5 protein-coding genes are annotated in these 17,933 nt (G+C 39.5%); 2 read left to right on the top strand and 3 right to left on the bottom strand.

The window, feature by feature from the left end:
- Positions 1-50: 50 nt before the first annotated feature.
- Together IAR63_RS16600 and IAR63_RS16595 are read right to left on the bottom strand one after the other, a co-directional pair.
- Complete coding sequence (locus IAR63_RS16600; RefSeq protein ID WP_187706032.1) at positions 51-9,200, bottom strand: non-ribosomal peptide synthetase; 9,150 nt, start codon at positions 9,198-9,200, stop codon at positions 51-53.
- A 389-nt stretch (positions 9,201-9,589) separates the two neighbouring features.
- On the bottom strand, positions 9,590-10,168 hold the full coding sequence (locus tag IAR63_RS16595) for an aspartyl/asparaginyl beta-hydroxylase domain-containing protein (RefSeq protein WP_057178217.1): 579 nt from the start codon (positions 10,166-10,168) through the stop codon (positions 9,590-9,592).
- A gap of 116 nt (positions 10,169-10,284) precedes the next feature.
- On the opposite strand from IAR63_RS16595, the gene IAR63_RS16590 reads away from it, so the two are divergent.
- Both IAR63_RS16590 and IAR63_RS16585 read left to right on the top strand, forming a co-directional pair.
- The gene (locus IAR63_RS16590) at positions 10,285-11,049 is read left to right on the top strand and encodes an SDR family oxidoreductase (RefSeq protein WP_006276682.1); all 765 of its coding nucleotides are present in this window, start codon (positions 10,285-10,287) and stop codon (positions 11,047-11,049) included.
- 67 nt (positions 11,050-11,116) lie between these two features.
- Positions 11,117-11,335, top strand: coding sequence for an MbtH family protein (locus tag IAR63_RS16585; protein ID WP_006276683.1), 219 nt, complete (start codon positions 11,117-11,119; stop codon positions 11,333-11,335).
- A gap of 77 nt (positions 11,336-11,412) precedes the next feature.
- Here IAR63_RS16585 and IAR63_RS16580 read toward each other — a convergent pair whose 3' ends face one another.
- Positions 11,413-17,874 (bottom strand): non-ribosomal peptide synthetase, encoded by a 6,462-nt coding sequence (locus tag IAR63_RS16580; protein WP_187706031.1) that lies wholly within the window; start codon positions 17,872-17,874, stop codon positions 11,413-11,415.
- Positions 17,875-17,933: the final 59 nt, after the last annotated feature.

Genomic DNA, 17,933 nt, shown 5'->3' with positions numbered 1-17,933 from the left:
TTTTTTGATTTATTTAAATGGGCTTTTTATTTATCTACAGGAGGTTTTAATCATTCTAAATCCTCTAGAAGCTCTCCAAGTTCGCTTTCTGATAAATCCACCAATTGGAAATCAGAAGCACTATAAAATGACGAGTTAGCCGAATCGGAATTAGTGAGATACAAACCTAAACTTTGTAAATATGTTTTCGCTATATTCTCGATAGTTTGATCATAATGTATATTCCTACTATAAGACCATTCAACTTGCAAAATCTTATCCTGTATTTTGGCATTGATAGCTAAAATATGGGTACGCTGTTGTAAGGCAAATACGCCTGCTCCTACGGGAGCATCACTGACACTAAAGTTATGATTATCCCCTAATGGACTGTCCAGGCTACCTAGATAATTAAAACTAATATCAGCATTTTTACTCTCTTTTAAAGGCTGATTTAGGTTGAGATAACGTAGTAACCCAAAACTAATTCCATGGTGAGGAATCGTTCGTAATTGGTTTTTAATCTCTTTGAGGAGAATTTCATGATTGTCTGGATTGGTTGGTTGTTTAAGCAAGATAGGATAAAGACAGGTAAACCACCCCACTGTTCTAGAAAGATCCAAGTTATGGCCTATGTCTTCCCTACCATGTCCTTCTAAGTCAATCAGCCACTGATCCGATTTGTATATACTGATGAGGGTATTTAATAATGCAGCTAACATAATTTCCTGCACGCTAGCGTGATAGGTAACAGTCGCTTGTTTTATCAGTGTTACGGTTTGTTCTGCAGTAAGGTAAGTGGATATAATTGCCGTGCTATCCACAGAATTATTGCCTGACTTATCCACAGGTAGGGGAGTAATTACAGCATTCAGAATATCCTTCCAGAATGGAGTATCTTGAGTCATTTTGGAGGATGCCAAGCTGTGTAAGTGTGTAGTCCATGACCTATAGGATGCTGTTTTTACAGGTAGAGAAAGGGGGGAATTAGGTTGTTGTAGTTGGTCTAGTTGATCTATAGTTTGTTGGTAGGCCTGATTTAAGTCTTCTAGCAAAATACGCCATGACACCGCATCTATAATTAAATGATGAGCAAATATAAACAGCACGTCACCATAATTATTCAAGTTTCTACCGCAGAGAATTCTTATTAATGGCGGTCTGTCAAGTTTAAAACTGCTATGTTCTGTTTCTAATGCTGAATTTAAAAATGCCAGGTGGGTAGTTGGTAAATAATGGCTAAAATCTATAATTTTCACATTGGGACTTTTGGCCTCACCCACATAGAACTGTTGCCATTCCCCTTCATTTTCGGCAAACCCAATGCGGAAAATATCGTGATGAGATACCAAGGTATGTAGGGCTACTACTAATGCATCCGTGTTTACGGGTTGTTTGCAAGTCAAGGCCACAGACTGATTCCAGTGATGGGGATGGAGAAAGTTTTGGGCAAAAAACCAATTCTGAATGGGGGAAAGGGGAATAAACCCAGTTAAAGGCTCAACAATTTCCGTTTGCGTTTCCATCAATTTAGCCCTGGTGGCTATGCGGGAAAGGGTTTGTCCCTCGAAAATATCTTTGGGGCTAATTTCCCACCCTGCTGCACGAGCGCGAGTTACCATTTGTAAGCTGATAATTGAGTCTCCCCCCATTTCAAAGAAATTATCCTGCGGATTAACGGTTTCTAGTCCCAGTAATTCTATCCAAATTTGGGCGAATATTTGTTCTATATCCGTTTTGGGTATGACTTCCGTACTTGAAAAATCGGGTGTTGCTAACCTCTGGCGGTCTATTTTACCATTGGGAGTTAGGGGCCATTCATCTACCACTATGACCGCACCCGGAATCATATAATCAGGTAATATTTTGGCCAGGTGTTCTTTTAAATCATTTGGTTGTTCCCTACCCTCCACTGGTTTTATCAAAGCGTATCCCAGAATACGATTACGTCCTATTAAATCTGTCCGCAGTACAGCTAATGCACTCTCTACAGCCTCGTGTTTAGTTAAAGCCGCTTCTATCTCTCCTAACTCTATACGATAACCGTTAATTTTAACTTGATTATCATAACGCCCTATAAAGCGAATGTTACCTTCTGGATCATAAACAGCGCGATCGCCAGTTTTATAAAGCCTAGATCCTGGTGTTTTGGTAAAGGGATGGGGAATAAATAAAGCTGCTGTCAAACCAGGGCGTTGTAAATAACCACGTGCTAAACCAATGCCCCCGATATAAATTTCACCGATCACACCGGGAACAACTGGCTCTAAAAATGAGTCCAGAAGGTAAATTTCCACATTGGGGATTCCTTTGCCAATACTTGGTTCCCCAAGCAAGTGGGTACAGTCTATTAAACTGGCACACACTGTTGCCTCTGTGGGTCCATAAGCATTAAAACATCTCCGTTGCCCTCTACCCCAGCGCCGTAGCAAATCTCCAGAAACAGCTTCTCCAGCCAAAATCAAGGTCTGTAATCGAGGCAAGTCTTGGGTATCAATTGATGCTACTAACGATGGAGGAAGGGTGACATGGGTAATTTCCCAGTTTGTTAATTTCTGCCACAGTTCGGAACCAGGAGAACGATGTGCCTGGGATTGTATATATAACACAGCCCCACTACCCAAGGACATAAAAATCTCCGCTATAGCAGAGTCAAAATTCAAAGCAGCAAATTGATAGACACGACTTTTTGCTGTGACACCAAAACTCATTGTCTGACATTGCACCAGGTTTTGAATTCCAGAGTGGGTAACTAAAACACCTTTTGGATTACCAGTAGACCCAGATGTATAAATTACATAAGCCAAATTTTCCGGTCTCACCTTTAAATTCAACCTGGGATGATTCCCCTTTGATTCCAAATTCCTAATATTTAAGACTTGGAGATTTTCTTGTAATGGCAATCCTATGATGTTGTTAGTCAATATTACTGATACTTGACTATTTTCTATAATAAATCTTAGCCTATGATCAGGATAACTACGATCCAAAGGTAAAAATGCTCCACCAACTTTTAATACTGCCAATAGGGAAATAATATACTCAATACCAGGGTCAAAATACAACCCAACTATGGACTCATAAGCAATGCCAGTATCTACCAGTTGAGTCGCTAGATTGTTAGCACGGTTTTCCAGCTCACCATAGGTAATGCTATACTCATCACAAACCACAGCAATGGAATCAGGTTGGAGATCAGCATAGGACTCAAATAACTGATGGGCAGTTTTAAACCCTCCCTCTATTATAATATTACTCTCAGAAGCATTGATTAATCCTTCCCGTTCAGAAATTGACAAAGCAAGAACTTGCGCTAGTGTTTGTTCTGGTTTTAATGTCATATTGACGATGATATTACGAAAACGTAATATCAAATTTTCTGCAGCATTACCTGACAAAAACTTTGTTTGATAGTTTAGCTTTAACAACAACCCCTGATCAGGAATGACACCCACAGTTAACGGGTAATTAGTTCTTTCATAGAATTGAATGTCATCAACCCTGAAATCCGGTAACTGTTTCTTTAAATTTTGGTCAACAGGATAATTCTCAAACACCAGCAGACTTTCAAACAAAGCTAAACCTGCTAGATTCAAATCTTTTTGGATATCAGCCAATTTGCTATATTCATACTCCCGCATTTCCAAATGTTGCTGTTGAATATTTTGCAACCAATCAGCAAGGGATAGACTAGGGTCAATTTTCACTCGCATTGGCAAAGTATTGATGAAAAGTCCCACCATATTTTCCATGTTCGATAATTCTGGCGGTCTACCAGCAACAGTTACACCAAACATCACATCTTCACCTGCACCATGCTTTTGTAAGCACATTGCCCAAGCACCCTGAACAATTGTATTTAGCGTTAACCTTTGACTCTGGGCCATTTTTTGCACTAGATCAAATTCTAAGTCATCTAATCGTAATTCTACCTCTCGATATGCACTGGAATTATTTTCTAGGTCAGGAATTTCCCAGGCTAAACGAGTACCAGTAGAAATCCCTACCAAATATTTTTGCCAAAATTGTTTAGCCCTTAGTTGATCACGACCTGTTAGCCATTGGATATAATGTCGGTAGGGAGGAACAGGTAGCAAGGAGTGGGGAACTCTTTCAGTAGCTGATTGGTATACGCTTAGTACCTCTTTAAAAATAACTGGTAATGACCAACCATCAAGAATAATATGATGATGACTCCACAACCATTGCCATGTGGAATCGTCCAGACAAATAAGAGTAAATCGCATCAGAGGACTATCATTGAGATTAAATCCCTGCTCCTTATCTTTCACTAAGTATTCGCCCATTTTCTCTATCTGTTGTGCAGGGGATAGGTCGCGCCACTCCTTATAAATCAGTGAAAATCCAGTTCCCTTGTTGACAATTTGCAGGGGTTGATCTTGCTCTTCCCAAACAAAACAAGTACGTAAAACTGGGTGTCTGTCTACAATGACTTGCCAAGCATAGGCAAATTTATCAACATCCAATTTACCAATTATCTTCCCAGTTACTTGCTCAAAATAAATTCCTTGATCTGGTTCATAGATGGCATGGAACAGCATTCCCTGCTGCAAAGGAGAAAGGGGATAAATATCTTCTAAATGGGGATATTGATTTTGCAAAATATCCAATTTTGACTGGTTAAGTTGCGCAAGGGTAAAGTCTGTAGGTGTGTACTCACCCACACCCACCTCTGTACAGAAGTTCACGACTTTTAGGAGATTACTCTTGAAATCAGACACCCAGCGATTAATAGTTGATGCTTGGTGCAAATTAGAACTATATAACCAGTCAATACGCAATTCTCCTTCCACAACAATAGCATTAACATCAATGATGTGGGGACGTGTAGCTTGGGGATCTCTGGTAGGTAATCCTTGAGAATTTAATAGGGTAAAAAATTTATGTCTAGCACCACCCTCGTTTCTCACTTGACCAAGATAATTAAAGCTGATTTCAACTGCTGATGCTAACAACGGTTTTGTTTCCTGATCAAGATATTTTAAAATTCCATAACCAAACCCACGTTGGGGAACAGCACGCAATTGTTCTTTGACACTTTTAATAATTTCTCTAATAGCTTCCGTTTGAGAATCACCTTTTGGCAAATCCAAACTCACGGGGTAGAGAGTAGTAAACCAACCCAGAGTACGGGTAACATCTAAATCTGAAGATAATTCCTCTCTACCATGACCCTCTAGCATAATTTGGACGTAGGAATTTTGGGTTATGTCTGCCAGAGTTTTTCCCAGAGCAGCAATTAATAATTCCTGAGGGTTAGTCCGGTAGGTTTTATTAGCTGTAGTCAGCAAAGTTAGAGTTTCTTTTGCTGTCAATTGGCAACTAACTGTGCTCACAGAATACTCTAGATTTTCAGCTAGGGACTCGGGAAAATCTAATGGTAGTTTTGCCGTTTTCCTAGCCAGGGTGTTTTGCCAAAACAACTTTTCACTCTGAATATTATAGGAGTTGACGTAGCCATGTATGAACTCACACCATTTTTGCCACGAGGTAGTCTTAAAAGACAGTTTATTGCCACCAATTACGTCAACTAAATCTTGTAGCAAAATCCTCCAAGACACACCATCAATAATCAAGTGATGGATGACAATCAATAATTGTGACGGGCGATTCGCTCCCAGATTGAACCACTTTACCATGTAAACTGGTCCCTCGGTCAAATTTAGCGATTTCTCACTTTTTTCCCTGACCTCCTTCATGATTGAATTTTGCTCAATTTCACTTTTTAAGTCCAGATCAACTACCTCCCAAGGAAATCCATCATCTTGATCCTTCTCTACATAAAATTGCCGCCAACCTTGCGACTCCTTTTGAAACCTAAGTCGGAAATTATCGTGGTAGGCAAAAACCACCTTGATTGCTGTTGCTACTTGGGTCACCTGCAAAGAAGGATCTACCTGTAGTAACAAGGTTTGATTCCAATGATGGGGATTAGAAAGTTTGAGATCAAAAAACCACTGTTGGATTGGACTCAGGGGAACTTCACCTGTGGGTATATTATTATTTTCAGCTGCGGCAAAACTTTGCAGATCGGTTTGTTCTTGTATTGCCAGGGCCAATCTCTGGACAGTTTGTTGTTCGAAAATTTGCTTAGGGGTTAATATCCAACCTTGGGAACGCATTTCTGTGATCACCCGCAACGCTAAAATGGAGTCACCACCCAAGTCAAAGAAGTTATCCTCAATGCCAATCTCTTCTATACCTAAAACCCGTTGCCAAATGTGACATAACGCCTTTTGTGCATCAGTTTCAGGAGGGATAAAACTCCTTTTTGTGGTTGACTGATCCCAATCGGGTAAGGGTAAAGCTCCACGGTTAATTTTGCCTTGATTGGTCAAAGGTATGGCATCTAAAAATACAAAAGCTGCTGGAACCATATAATCAGGTAAACTCTCCTTTAGAGCTTTCCTTAATTCATTTCTATCAATTTCATTATTATTTATACTTCTCAGGACAATATAGGCTACTAATCTCCGGTCTTGATCTGAGGTTGAGTGGACAGTGACCACAGATTCAGATACTTGGGTTAATTTATTTATAGCTGCTTCAATTTCCGCCAATTCAATTCTAAACCCACGTATTTTCACTTGGGAGTCACAACGTCCCAAATATTCAATATCACCATTTCTCAATCTTCTGGCCAAATCTCCGGTACGATACAATCTAGCCCCCGGTTTTTGACTGATAGGGTTGGGAATAAATCTTTCTGCTGTCAAAGAAGGGCGGTTTAGATATCCTCTTGACACACCCATTCCTCCTACATAAATTTCCCCAGCAACTCCATAAGGTACCGGTTCAAAATATCTGTCTAGTATGTATAGACACAAATCAGGAATAGGTATACCAATTACACTACCACGGTTTTCTAAAATGTCTTCTGCCAAAATTTGACGATAAGTAACGTGAACCGTAGTTTCCGTGATTCCATACATGTTAATCAGCCTGGGATGACTATCACCATAACGTTCAATCCAAGGTTTAAGACTTTGCAGTTCTAATGCTTCTCCACCAAAAATAATTGCCCTCAAATTATTCAAAGGATGGGTGAATTCTTGATCAGCTCTGATCAGTTGACGAAAAGCTGAAGGGGTCTGATTGAGAATGGTTACCTGTTGGGTTGCTAAAAGCTGTCTAAAATCATGGGGAGAACGACTTTCAAGATAGGGAACTATTACTAATTTACCACCATACAATAATGCTCCCCACATTTCCCACACTGAAAAATCAAAGGCAAATGAGTGAAACATTGTCCATACATCTTTCTCATTAAACTCAAACCATTTTTGAGTGTTTCTCATTAATCGGAGGACATTTTTATGAGTAACTAAACAGCCTTTTGGTTTTCCTGTGGAACCACTGGTGTAGATAATATAGGCTGCTTGTTCCGGGAAAATCTTCGAGATTGGATGCACCAATTGGTTGGTAGGTTTCATGGTGTCAATTAACAAAAGTTCTGGTATTTCCCCGGGAATTTTTGCTCTTAAGGGTTCCGTGGTAATTACCAACCTAATACCACTATCTTGGGCTATGAAGTTGAGTCTCTCTGCTGGATATTGGGGATCTAAGGGAACATAAGTTGCACCACATTTTAAAACTGCTAGGATGGAAGCTACTAATTCCAGACTACGTTCTTGGAAAATTCCTACTCTGGTTTCTGCGCCTACTCCTTTTTCGATTAGGTGACTTGCCAACTGGTTTGATATCTGATTTAATTTCTGATAAGTTAATGTCCTTTCTGATTCAATTAGAGCAACTTTTTCCCCATAAGTGTTTACTATATGACTAAAAACATCAACTAAATTTGTCGCTTCAACTTCTTGATCACTGGCACTAGATCCAAAAGACAACAGTTCTCTTCTTTCTTCTGTATTTAGCCAAGGTAAAGTATCAATTTTAGTGTCGAGGTTCCCAATAACTGCACTTAAAAGTTGCTCATAATGTCTTAATATATCCTCGGCTGTATGGGCTGTAAATAAATCTGTATTATACTCTAATGCGGCTATCCATCCTTTTTCAAATGTGGGTTCTAGCATTAAACTAAGATCAAATTTGGCTCCCCCGTTATCTAAATATACAGGTTGAACCGTCAACCCAGGTAACTTAATTTCTTCAATCGGTGCATTCTGTAGAGCGAAAAGACTCTGAAAAACCTGGGAGTGGGCAGGATCCCTTGTGATATTCAGTTTATCAATTATTATTTCCAATGGAACTTCTTGATTAGCAAAAGCCTCCACACAGGTTGAGGCCACTTGTTGCAACACCTGTTTAAAAGAAAGTTGACCCGTTAAACTGCAAACTATGGGTAGGGTGTTGATAAAACAACCAATCAAATTTTTCAATTCACCCCTGTTGCGATTAGCACAAGGAGTACCAATGATAATATCCGTTTGTCCAGAGTAACGAAACAAGAGAATTTGATACACCGCCAATGTGACCATAAAGAATGTAACCCCCTCTTTTGCGGCCACAGCTTCTAAGGAATCTATTAAATCCCTGGGTAGGGTTTTACGCAATACTGCACCACTAAAGGTCTGTAAGGCGGGACGATTTTTATCTGACGGTAAATCTAGAATCGGTAATGGTAAGGCTAATTTCTTTTGCCAATATGCTAATTGATCTTGAATTCTTTGTGTTTGTAAATAGGTCTCTTGCCACTCGGCGTAATCTCCATATTGAATTGGTAGTTCGGGTAATGAAATTTCTGCCCTGGAAACATACAACTGAGTTAATTCCTGAATGAATATACCCAAAGACCAACCATCACTAATGATGTGGTGAAGATTGACTAAAAGGATATGTTCTTTATTTGATATTTTATAGAGCGTTGCTCTCAACAATGGACCTTTAATTAGATCAAACAACTGACGAGATTCGTCCTCTAAGATTTTTTTAATGGTTAGTAATCGGTCATAATCAGACCATTTTTCCGGGGGCAATTCTAGGGTCCTATGTTGTAAATGAAACTGTTGTTCACTACGAACCAACTGTACAGGTTCACCATTTTCTAGCGCAAAAGTGGTTCTGAGAATTTCGTGACGATTGATAATGTAGCGAAAACATTTCTCTAGAAGAGTAAAGTCTAGGTCACCCAATAAATTTAACCCTATGGGAATATGATAGGCCGTATTGCCCGTAAACATTATTTCCCGGTACCAAAATTGTTTTTGACTTACAGACAGGGGCAATACGTAAACTTCCATGGTTTAAGTGATTAGTATTCGTTACAATTAGAAAGGAGTAGTCGCTTCCCTTAAGATAATATCGAAGAACTGGTGAAGATTTAGGGGAGATTTGGTGTAGAAATCGGGGAGAATGTTGTGGTTTTTTGACAATTAATCTAAAGGAATAGTTTAATGGTGTAGCCCAAAACCCTTGGAATAAGTACCCAGGCAAATTTAATTTTACATATTCATTGAAGAAATAATTTCTGTAAGGGTTATCTGTTAGGTCTTTTCAGTTATCAGTTCCCTCCCTGAACTGCGAAATTTATTTTGCACGACCACTTAATAGTACAAAACCTATTAAATTTAACAACTCTTGCCTTTTTTAACCTTTCGCTACGTAGTTATAAATTTCCCCGCCGACTTACTTACTTTAAATTTACATCCTTTTGTCTAAGGATATTTATCCAATAGTCATGGTCAACATTCTGATCGCCTGTCACTAGTTCTTCGGAAGTGGGGTTGCTTCTCATAAAGTCTACCAATAACACAATCCGCGTTTTATTAGATCTATTCCAGGCTTCATGTTCGTAAGTATCGTCAAAAACTAAGCATTTCCCCTCCTGCCAATTTTTAGTTTCCTTATCCACTCTGATAGCACAATTGTTATCAGGTACAACCACACCCAGATGACAGCGAAGAACTGCTTTGCTCACGCCAAAATGGGGACCTATATAAGTCCCTGGAGCTAAAGAAGAGAATCCAGCTGTTATCATGCCAGGTATATTTTCCACAACTCCAGCCGTTTTTGGACAAAGCCTGCAGTTCTCTTCTAACCTTTGTCCAAAAGCGTATAGTCCTAGTACCCCCCAACCATGGTTGTAGATATTCCTCTCGGGCCAATCTATGAAGTCTGCTGGCTGTAATTGCTCCAGTTCTTTACGGATATCAGGCCAACTTGCCTCCAAAGCAGAAGTAAATGGGAAAATTGCAGGATTGAAAAACATATGAACTAGGTTACGGTTTTATCTCTTGCTAGAAGTACAAGTACCACATTGTGTCTTAAAAAGTCAACTATAATTTTTGAGGTAGTTTTAAAACAAAGACCCTAAGGAATCTGGGAATGAAATTGGAAGATACTAAGAGCTTAGTAACTGGTGCTGCTAGTGGGATCGGACGCTGCATTGCTCTAGAACTAGCCAGTGCAGGTGCTACAGTGGTTGGTGGAGATGTAGATATGGAAGGGCTAAAAAGCCTGGAGTTAGAGGCCAAAGAATTACCTGGTAAGATCTATGTCTTACAATTGGATGTAGCAAATGAATCAAATGTTAAAGAATTTATCTTTGCTGCTTGTGAAAAAATCGGTTATCCTAATACCCTTATCAATAATGCAGGCATTCTTAGAGATGGTCTATTAGTTACACAAGATGAGGATGGCTGGCTCAGAAAATTACCAACAGCACAATGGAAGCGAGTGATTGATGTAAATTTGACGGGTGCTTTTTTCATGGCCCGGGAGTTTGCTGCTGTAGCTATCGAGCAAAATGTTTCTCCAGCACTGATCGTCAATATTTCTTCTGTAACTAGATCAGGAAACCCTGGACAATCCAATTATAGCGCATCAAAAGCAGGGCTGGATGCAGATACACGCACCTGGGCTTTAGAATTAGCTCCCTTCGGTTTTCGAGTAGCAGGTGTAGCTCCTGGACTAACAAATACTCCTATTTTGAGCCGAGTATCACCCACAGCTTTAGCTGATATGACCGGAAGCATACCCTTGAAACGTATTGCTGAACCTTATGAAATCTGGCAAGCAGTGCGTTTTATTATTGAGTGTGACTATTTTACTGCCAGTGTTATAGATGTGGATGGAGGAGCCAGATTTTAGCCAAAAAATTAAGACAGGAAAAATTCTGTAAAATGTGAGTGGTTAATAGATACTAGAAGACGGTAAAATGTATAACAACGAGCAAAGCGATAGTACAATTTATTTGGTAGTAGTCAACCATGAGGAACAATATTCCATTTGGCCTAAATGGAAAGAAGTACCATTAGGTTGGCGTGCAGCAGGTAAAGAGGGAAATAAAGCAGAATGTTTAGCCTATATTGAGGAGGTTTGGACTGACATGCGTCCTTTAAGTCTAAGACAGGCAATGGAGAAAGTTAATACTTAGTTTCATTTCAGTAAATATCTGCCCAATTCTACCCAAAACTTTTAGTTTTGGGTAGGTGGTCGCCCCAGTAAAGGTAATTAATATTTAGACAGGATGCCATCATCAGTTAAGGTGACGGAACGGCGTGTGCGCGACGCTTTGGGGATTTCTATTTCTGGTAGTGCAGGTGATTCATCTCCTACTAAAAGTGCAATTTCTCCCGGGGTGCGATGAGTAAATAGCTCCGGTAAGGGAAATTCTGTGTCATATGTTTGACGCAAACTAATAGCTAACTGGGTGACTAACAGAGAGTCTCCACCAATCTCAAAGAAATCATCATCCACCCCCACTCGTTCTAATTTTAACAGTGATGCCATCAAGGAGCAAATAGTTGCCTCGCGGTCATTCCTGGGAGCAATGTAATCCTTTTTGATTGAGTTCCAATTATGTACTGGCAGTGCAGCATAATCAACTTTGCCATTGATAGTTAAAGGTATGGTCTCTATTGGCACAAAAACTGATGGAACCATATAATCAGGCAGTTTAGTTTTTAAAAACTTTCCTAGGTCATTTTGGGGTTGTGCCACACCACTAAATATCACGTAAGCAACTATGCGATTCTCACCGGTGGGAGACTTCTGGCATACTACTAGTGCTTGTTTGACATCAGGATGGCTAGTGATTACTAATTGAATCTCTTCCAGTTCAATCCGGAATCCACGTATTTTAATTTGTTGGTCAGCACGTCCGAGATATTGAATTTCTCCATCGGGTAAATATCTAGCTAGGTCTCCACTACGATATAACCGACTACCAGGTCTATGAGCATGGGGAATAAATCTTTGTGCGGTGAGTCCTGGTTGTTGAAGGTATCCCCTCGTCACCCCTGCACCGCCAATATAAATTTCTCCTGTAACTCCTGTGGGTGTGGGATCTAAATTCTCATCCAAGATATAAAGCTCTAAATCGGGAATTGACTGACCAATGACACTGGGACGATGGTTAAGATTATTGATAATGTCTTTCTGGGTAATTGGTCTATAGGTGACGTGTACGGTGGTTTCTGTAATACCATACATGTTAATCAACTCTGGTTGGGTATGACCATATAAGTCAATCCAGGGTTGTAGGTCGGCTAATTCCAGGGCTTCACCACCAAAAATCACATAGCGTAAGGATAATTTTTCTGGCTTTTGGCGGACAACGGAAATAAGTTGTTTGAATGCTGAAGGTGTTTGATTCAATACTGTAACTCTGTGTGTTGCCAGCATTTGCAAAAACTCCTTGGGTGAGCGCACTGTCCAATGGGGAACAACTACAACTTGACCACCATATAATAAACCACCCCACATTTCCCACACGGAGAAATCGAAAGCATAGGAATGAAACAAAGTCCAGATATCTTCACTATCAAAGTTAAACCAGGTTTCAGTGCTGTTAAACAAACGTATTACGTTAGCATGGGTGACTATACAACCCTTGGGTTGACCTGTGGAACCGCTAGTATAAATTACATAGGCTGCATTTTGCGGCAGTATGTTAACTTCTGGAGCTTGGGAATTCTCCTGCTCTATTTCTTCAGCAATATCCTCCAGAATAATCATTTCAGCTCCACATTCTGGTAGTTGGGAAATCACTGATCTTTGAGTAATTAAAAGCATAATTCCACTATCTCGGAAGAGAAATTCCAGGCGATCGCTAGGATAAGCCGGATCAATAGGAACATAAGCACCACCAGCTTTCAAAATGCCCAATATGCTAATAATTAATTGTTCAGAACGCTCTAAACATAGGCCTACCAGTGTTTCCGGTCCTATCCCCTTGGCTTGTAGATAATGGGCCAGACGATTGGCTTGGATTTCCAATTCTCCAAAACTGAGACTGGTTTGTTGATAGACTAGGGCTGTTTTATTAGCATGTTTGGCAACAATTTGGTTAAAAGCAGAAACCAGAGTTTGGGAAGATACAAAGTCTTTCAGATTTTGATTAGCACTTTGAATCAGGTGTTGGCGCTCTTGGCTAGAAATGAGCGATCGCCTGTGATATGGTGTTTGGGGATTGGTAACCATATCAAACATAGCAGCTTGGTAATAGTTGGCATACTGGTCAACTTGTGTGTCTGCAAATTGTTGGGTGTCGTAGATCAAATTCAGCTGTAGCGCTGCACTTCCAGGTACTAAACAAAATTCCGTTAAGAAGGGGAAATCTGTTTCCTCAAAAATATCCACATTTTCAACCTGAATTTGTGGCAAATTGAGCAGTCCTTCATAAACATGGAAATGAACATAGTTAAACCCCACGTCAAACAGAGGGCGCTGATCCAGAACCCGTTGAATTTCAGCGAGTGGGAATGTACGATGGGGAAGAATTTCCGTTTCCAAGCGGAAAACTGCTCGCACCAAGTCTAACCAGTTACCTTGCGGTAATTCTAAGCGGAAAGGTATAGTATTAACAAACAAGCCAAGTAAGTTTTCGCTACCACTAGTTTCCGGTCTAGCATTAATGACATTACCTGTAACTACCTGCTTTTGTCCAGTGATAAAGGAAAGAACCCGCAGATGCAAGGCTAGCAAAGATGTCTTTAAAGGAACACCGAGATTTTTAGTAATTTGACGCAGCTTTTCTGCTAATTTTGTATCAACAAGAACAGACATACGTTTGAGCTGACGTTTTTGATGACTTGCTGCTGTAGTTTTTGCCGTATTTGTACTTAAGCGTGGCAGGAAAGTGACTTGTAAATTCCTGAGATGTTGTAACCAGAATTCACGTACTGTATGATTAGTAATTACGTTTTGTTCCTGGGCAATAAAATCCTTGTAACTAATTTGGGTTACTGGTAGTGGTGGCAAATTTTCTGTGGCCAAATATTCCACATAACGCCTTAATAATTGTGTTAATAAAGTTGCCACACTCCAACCATCCAGGATAACATGATGAAAACTAAAACTAAAACTCAGTTTCAGATCAGAAACTCTGTGAATTTGCAAGCGGAAAAGGGGTGCTTGAGTAATATCAAAATTGTGATTCTTTTCTAACTCAATCCATTCCCTAATTTGTTCATTAGCATTATCACAACCCCGCAAATCAACAACACTTAAAGGTAATTCCACCTGTTCATGCACCATTTGCAGTGGTTGACTATATCCTGTCCAGTGGAAGGAAGTCCTTAACACCGGATTAGCTGAACAAATATCGGCAATTGCTTGCTTCCAAGCCAATTCTGAATAACCTATTTGCAGATCAAAAGTGAAAATCTGATGAAAAATTGCCGAATCAGGATCTAATTCACTATGATATAGCATTCCACTCTGTAAACTAGAGAGGGGATAAGCATCTCCCACATCTTGTGGTAAAAGCAGTTTATCAGCATCAGAGACCAGAGCAGAACCTATGTTAGGAAGTTTCTTAACCCCATCCCCAGATGTAATTATAGCTTTCTTGGTAGCCAAATAACGAACCGTTGCTAACTCATATAGTTCTCCAGCAGAGATTAAAAAACCCGCATTTTTGGCCCTAGCAACCACTTGTAAAGCCAAAATAGAATCCCCACCTATCTCAAAGAAATTATCATCAATGCCAACCTTTTGCAAGCCAAGAATTTCTGCCACTATTGTACACAATATTTCTTCATCCAGATTGCGAGGAGCGATGTAGTCTTCCTCTACCCTTAACAAATTCCAATCTGGCATGGGTAAGGCCTTAATATCAACCTTGCCATTGACATTCAAGGGAAGAACCTCTAGCTTAACATAAGCTGCGGGAATCATATAATCTGGCAACTTATTTTTCAGGTATTGACGCAATTCATGAGCAGTCGGTGAAGACTCATCTGTGACATAATAAGCAACTAAACGCTTTTCTTCCTCCCATTCATCCGTAATAACTACTGCTTCCCGTACTTGATAATGAGATATTAAAGCTGCTTGAATTTCTCCTAACTCAATGCGGAATCCGCGAATTTTGACTTGTTGGTCTATTCTGCCCAAATACTCTAAATCCCCATTAGGTAATCTCTTGGCCAAATCACCGCTACGGTACATTCTTCCACTCCCAAAGGGATTGGGCAAAAACCTTTCTGCTGTTAAAGCAGGACGATTCAAATAACCATTAGTTACTCCCGCACCACCTACATAAATTTCTCCGGGAATTCCATCAGCTACAGGTGATAATTTCTCATCCAAGAGATATATATGAAGATCGGCGATTTCCTTACCTATAAAACTTCCCCTAACTTTTAAATCCTGACGGGTAATAGGACGATAGGTAACATGAACGGTAGTTTCTGTAATACCATACATGTTGATCAAGTAGGGTTTTTTATCCCCATACCTTTCCAACCAGGGTTGTAGGCTTTGTATATTTAAAGCTTCGCCACCAAACATTATATAGCGTAGATATATATCCTGTACGCTACTTTGATCTGCGTGAATCAACTGGTAAAAAGCTGAAGGTGTCTGATTGAGCACTGTTACCTTTTCGGTGCTGAGAAATTCTCGGAATTTTTCAGGATTTCTGCTTAACCAGAAAGGTACGACAATTACCTTGCCACCGTATAGTAAGGCACCCCATAATTCCCATACGGAAAAATCAAAAGCAAAGGAATGAAATAGAGTCCAAATATCTTTTTCATTAAATCCAAACCAAGGTTCTGTAGCACGCATTAGACGAATAGCATTTTTGTGAGTAACAACACAACCCTTGGGAGTTCCCGTAGACCCACTAGTGTAAATAATATAAGCAGGAAAATCCGGCTTAATACTAATTATTGGTAATGTATTTGCCTGTTTAGCAAGTGCTAAATTGATTGATTCGATGGTAAGGGTACTGATATTTTCAGTGACTAATTCTGCTATTAGGGATGTTTCTGTAATTAGTGTTGTCATGCCACTATCTTGCACAATGAATTGGCGACGTACACTGGGAGCATGGGGATCAATGGGAACATAAGCTGATCCAGTTTTTATGATAGCCAAAATTGCAACTATTATCTGTTCAGAACGCTCCAAACAAATCCCCACCCGTGATCCTGGTTTTACCCCCTGACTAATTAAGTAATTGGCCAATCGATTGGCTTGATCATTTAATTCTGTGTAGCTAAGAAACTTTTTATAAAGTTCTCCATCAAATTGAACTGCTAGATTTTGTGGGTATTGAGAAACGACCTTTTCAAAAGCAGAAACCAGTGTTTCTGTATCATCGGCAAAGAATTTTGTTGATGGAGAGTCCGGTTGGCTTATGTTTATAGTTTCTGAATCACAAATGGCAAGATCGCCAATCGAAATTTCCAAATTAGTAGCAGCTTGGGTAAACAATGTTTCAAAACTTCTTACTATCTCCCCAACTGCTTCCCCATCTAAATAAGAAAGGTTATAGTCAAAGTCTATTTTTACATCGTCAGTTTTTTCATATTCTCGCACGTAAATAATTAAGGGGACTTTTTGTTGCTGACTATAAAGAGGAACACATGTAGTTTTTGTACCAAGAAAATTGTCAGCATAGTCGTGCCTTTCGTAAGAAAGAAAAACCTCAAATAAATGCTGCTTGCTGGTAGCTTTTAACCCAGAAAGCTGTTTCATTTCCGCTACAGGAAACTTTTGATGGCGATAGTCCTGACGCAATGAGTAACGAATCTTGTCTAATAATTGATGAATTGTGTCTTCTTGCTCGACTTCTAGCCTAAAGGGAATGGTACTCACAAACATTCCAATGGCATCTTTAAAAATATTTTTACTGCGATTCAATAAAGATAAACCTACAACTACATCATTTTTTAGATAATGTTTACTTACGTAAATAGCAATTAAGCTTAAAATAAAATGAAACACATTTGATTTAACATTTTTACAAAGCTCATCAACTTGATCATACTGGTGACGAGGAATGTAAATAGAATGCCTTTTTCCATCAAGTTCTTGTGGTTGTTTGATAGGGTGAAAAATCATCGGGGATAGATTATTGAGCCGTTGTTGCCAATAATGCCGATCCCGCATAAAAATATCCGATGCTAAATACTTTGTTTCCTCCTCTATATATTCTGTGATTACCCAGTCTCTTGTTTCTTGATCTTCCCTACCCTCTTGGAGGATTTGATTATAAGTTTTAATAACTTCCCGAAAGAATATTGCTGCTCCCCAACCGTCCGTAATAACATGATGATACTTAGCGTAAACTATATGCTTATCATCACAAACCTTAATCAACTGAAAGTCAGCTAAGGTAGCATTTTCACCAAAAGTAAGGGGTTTGATGAATTCCTGGTTTATGTAATTTTCAGCCTGTTCATCACTGTTGTCATGACCAGAAAAGTCAATAAAGGGAATATGATTACTTGTATGACTTGCGATAGTTTGGAAAGGTTCGCCATCAACTTCATAAATTCTTGTTTTTAGTCCTGGATGGCAATCAATTGTTTTGCTCATCGCGTAATTAAGAATTTCCCGATCAAAAATCCCACGAACAGTCACAGTTGCGCCTATGTGCATATGACAACTATTTGGGGACATGATTTGATCAACATAGATTTCTTTTTGATTTATTGATAATGGTAATATCTGGTTCACAAATTTAGTTCCTGTAATAAAGAAAAATTAAATTTTTTAGAGTTAACAGCTTGATTGCA

The sequence above is a fragment of the Cylindrospermopsis curvispora GIHE-G1 genome, assembly GCF_014489415.1.
Lineage (GTDB): Bacteria > Cyanobacteriota > Cyanobacteriia > Cyanobacteriales > Nostocaceae > Raphidiopsis > Raphidiopsis curvispora_A.
This window is presented reverse-complemented; position numbering and strand designations above follow the sequence as displayed.

Coding starts and splice junctions, on each gene's coding strand:
- IAR63_RS16600 (WP_187706032.1), bottom strand. CDS start 9,200: ATGGAAGTTTACGTATTGCCCCTGTCTGTAAGTCAAAAACAATTTTGG.
- IAR63_RS16595 (WP_057178217.1), bottom strand. CDS start 10,168: ATGTTTTTCAATCCTGCAATTTTCCCATTTACTTCTGCTTTGGAGGCA.
- IAR63_RS16590 (WP_006276682.1), top strand. CDS start 10,285: ATGAAATTGGAAGATACTAAGAGCTTAGTAACTGGTGCTGCTAGTGGG.
- IAR63_RS16585 (WP_006276683.1), top strand. CDS start 11,117: ATGTATAACAACGAGCAAAGCGATAGTACAATTTATTTGGTAGTAGTC.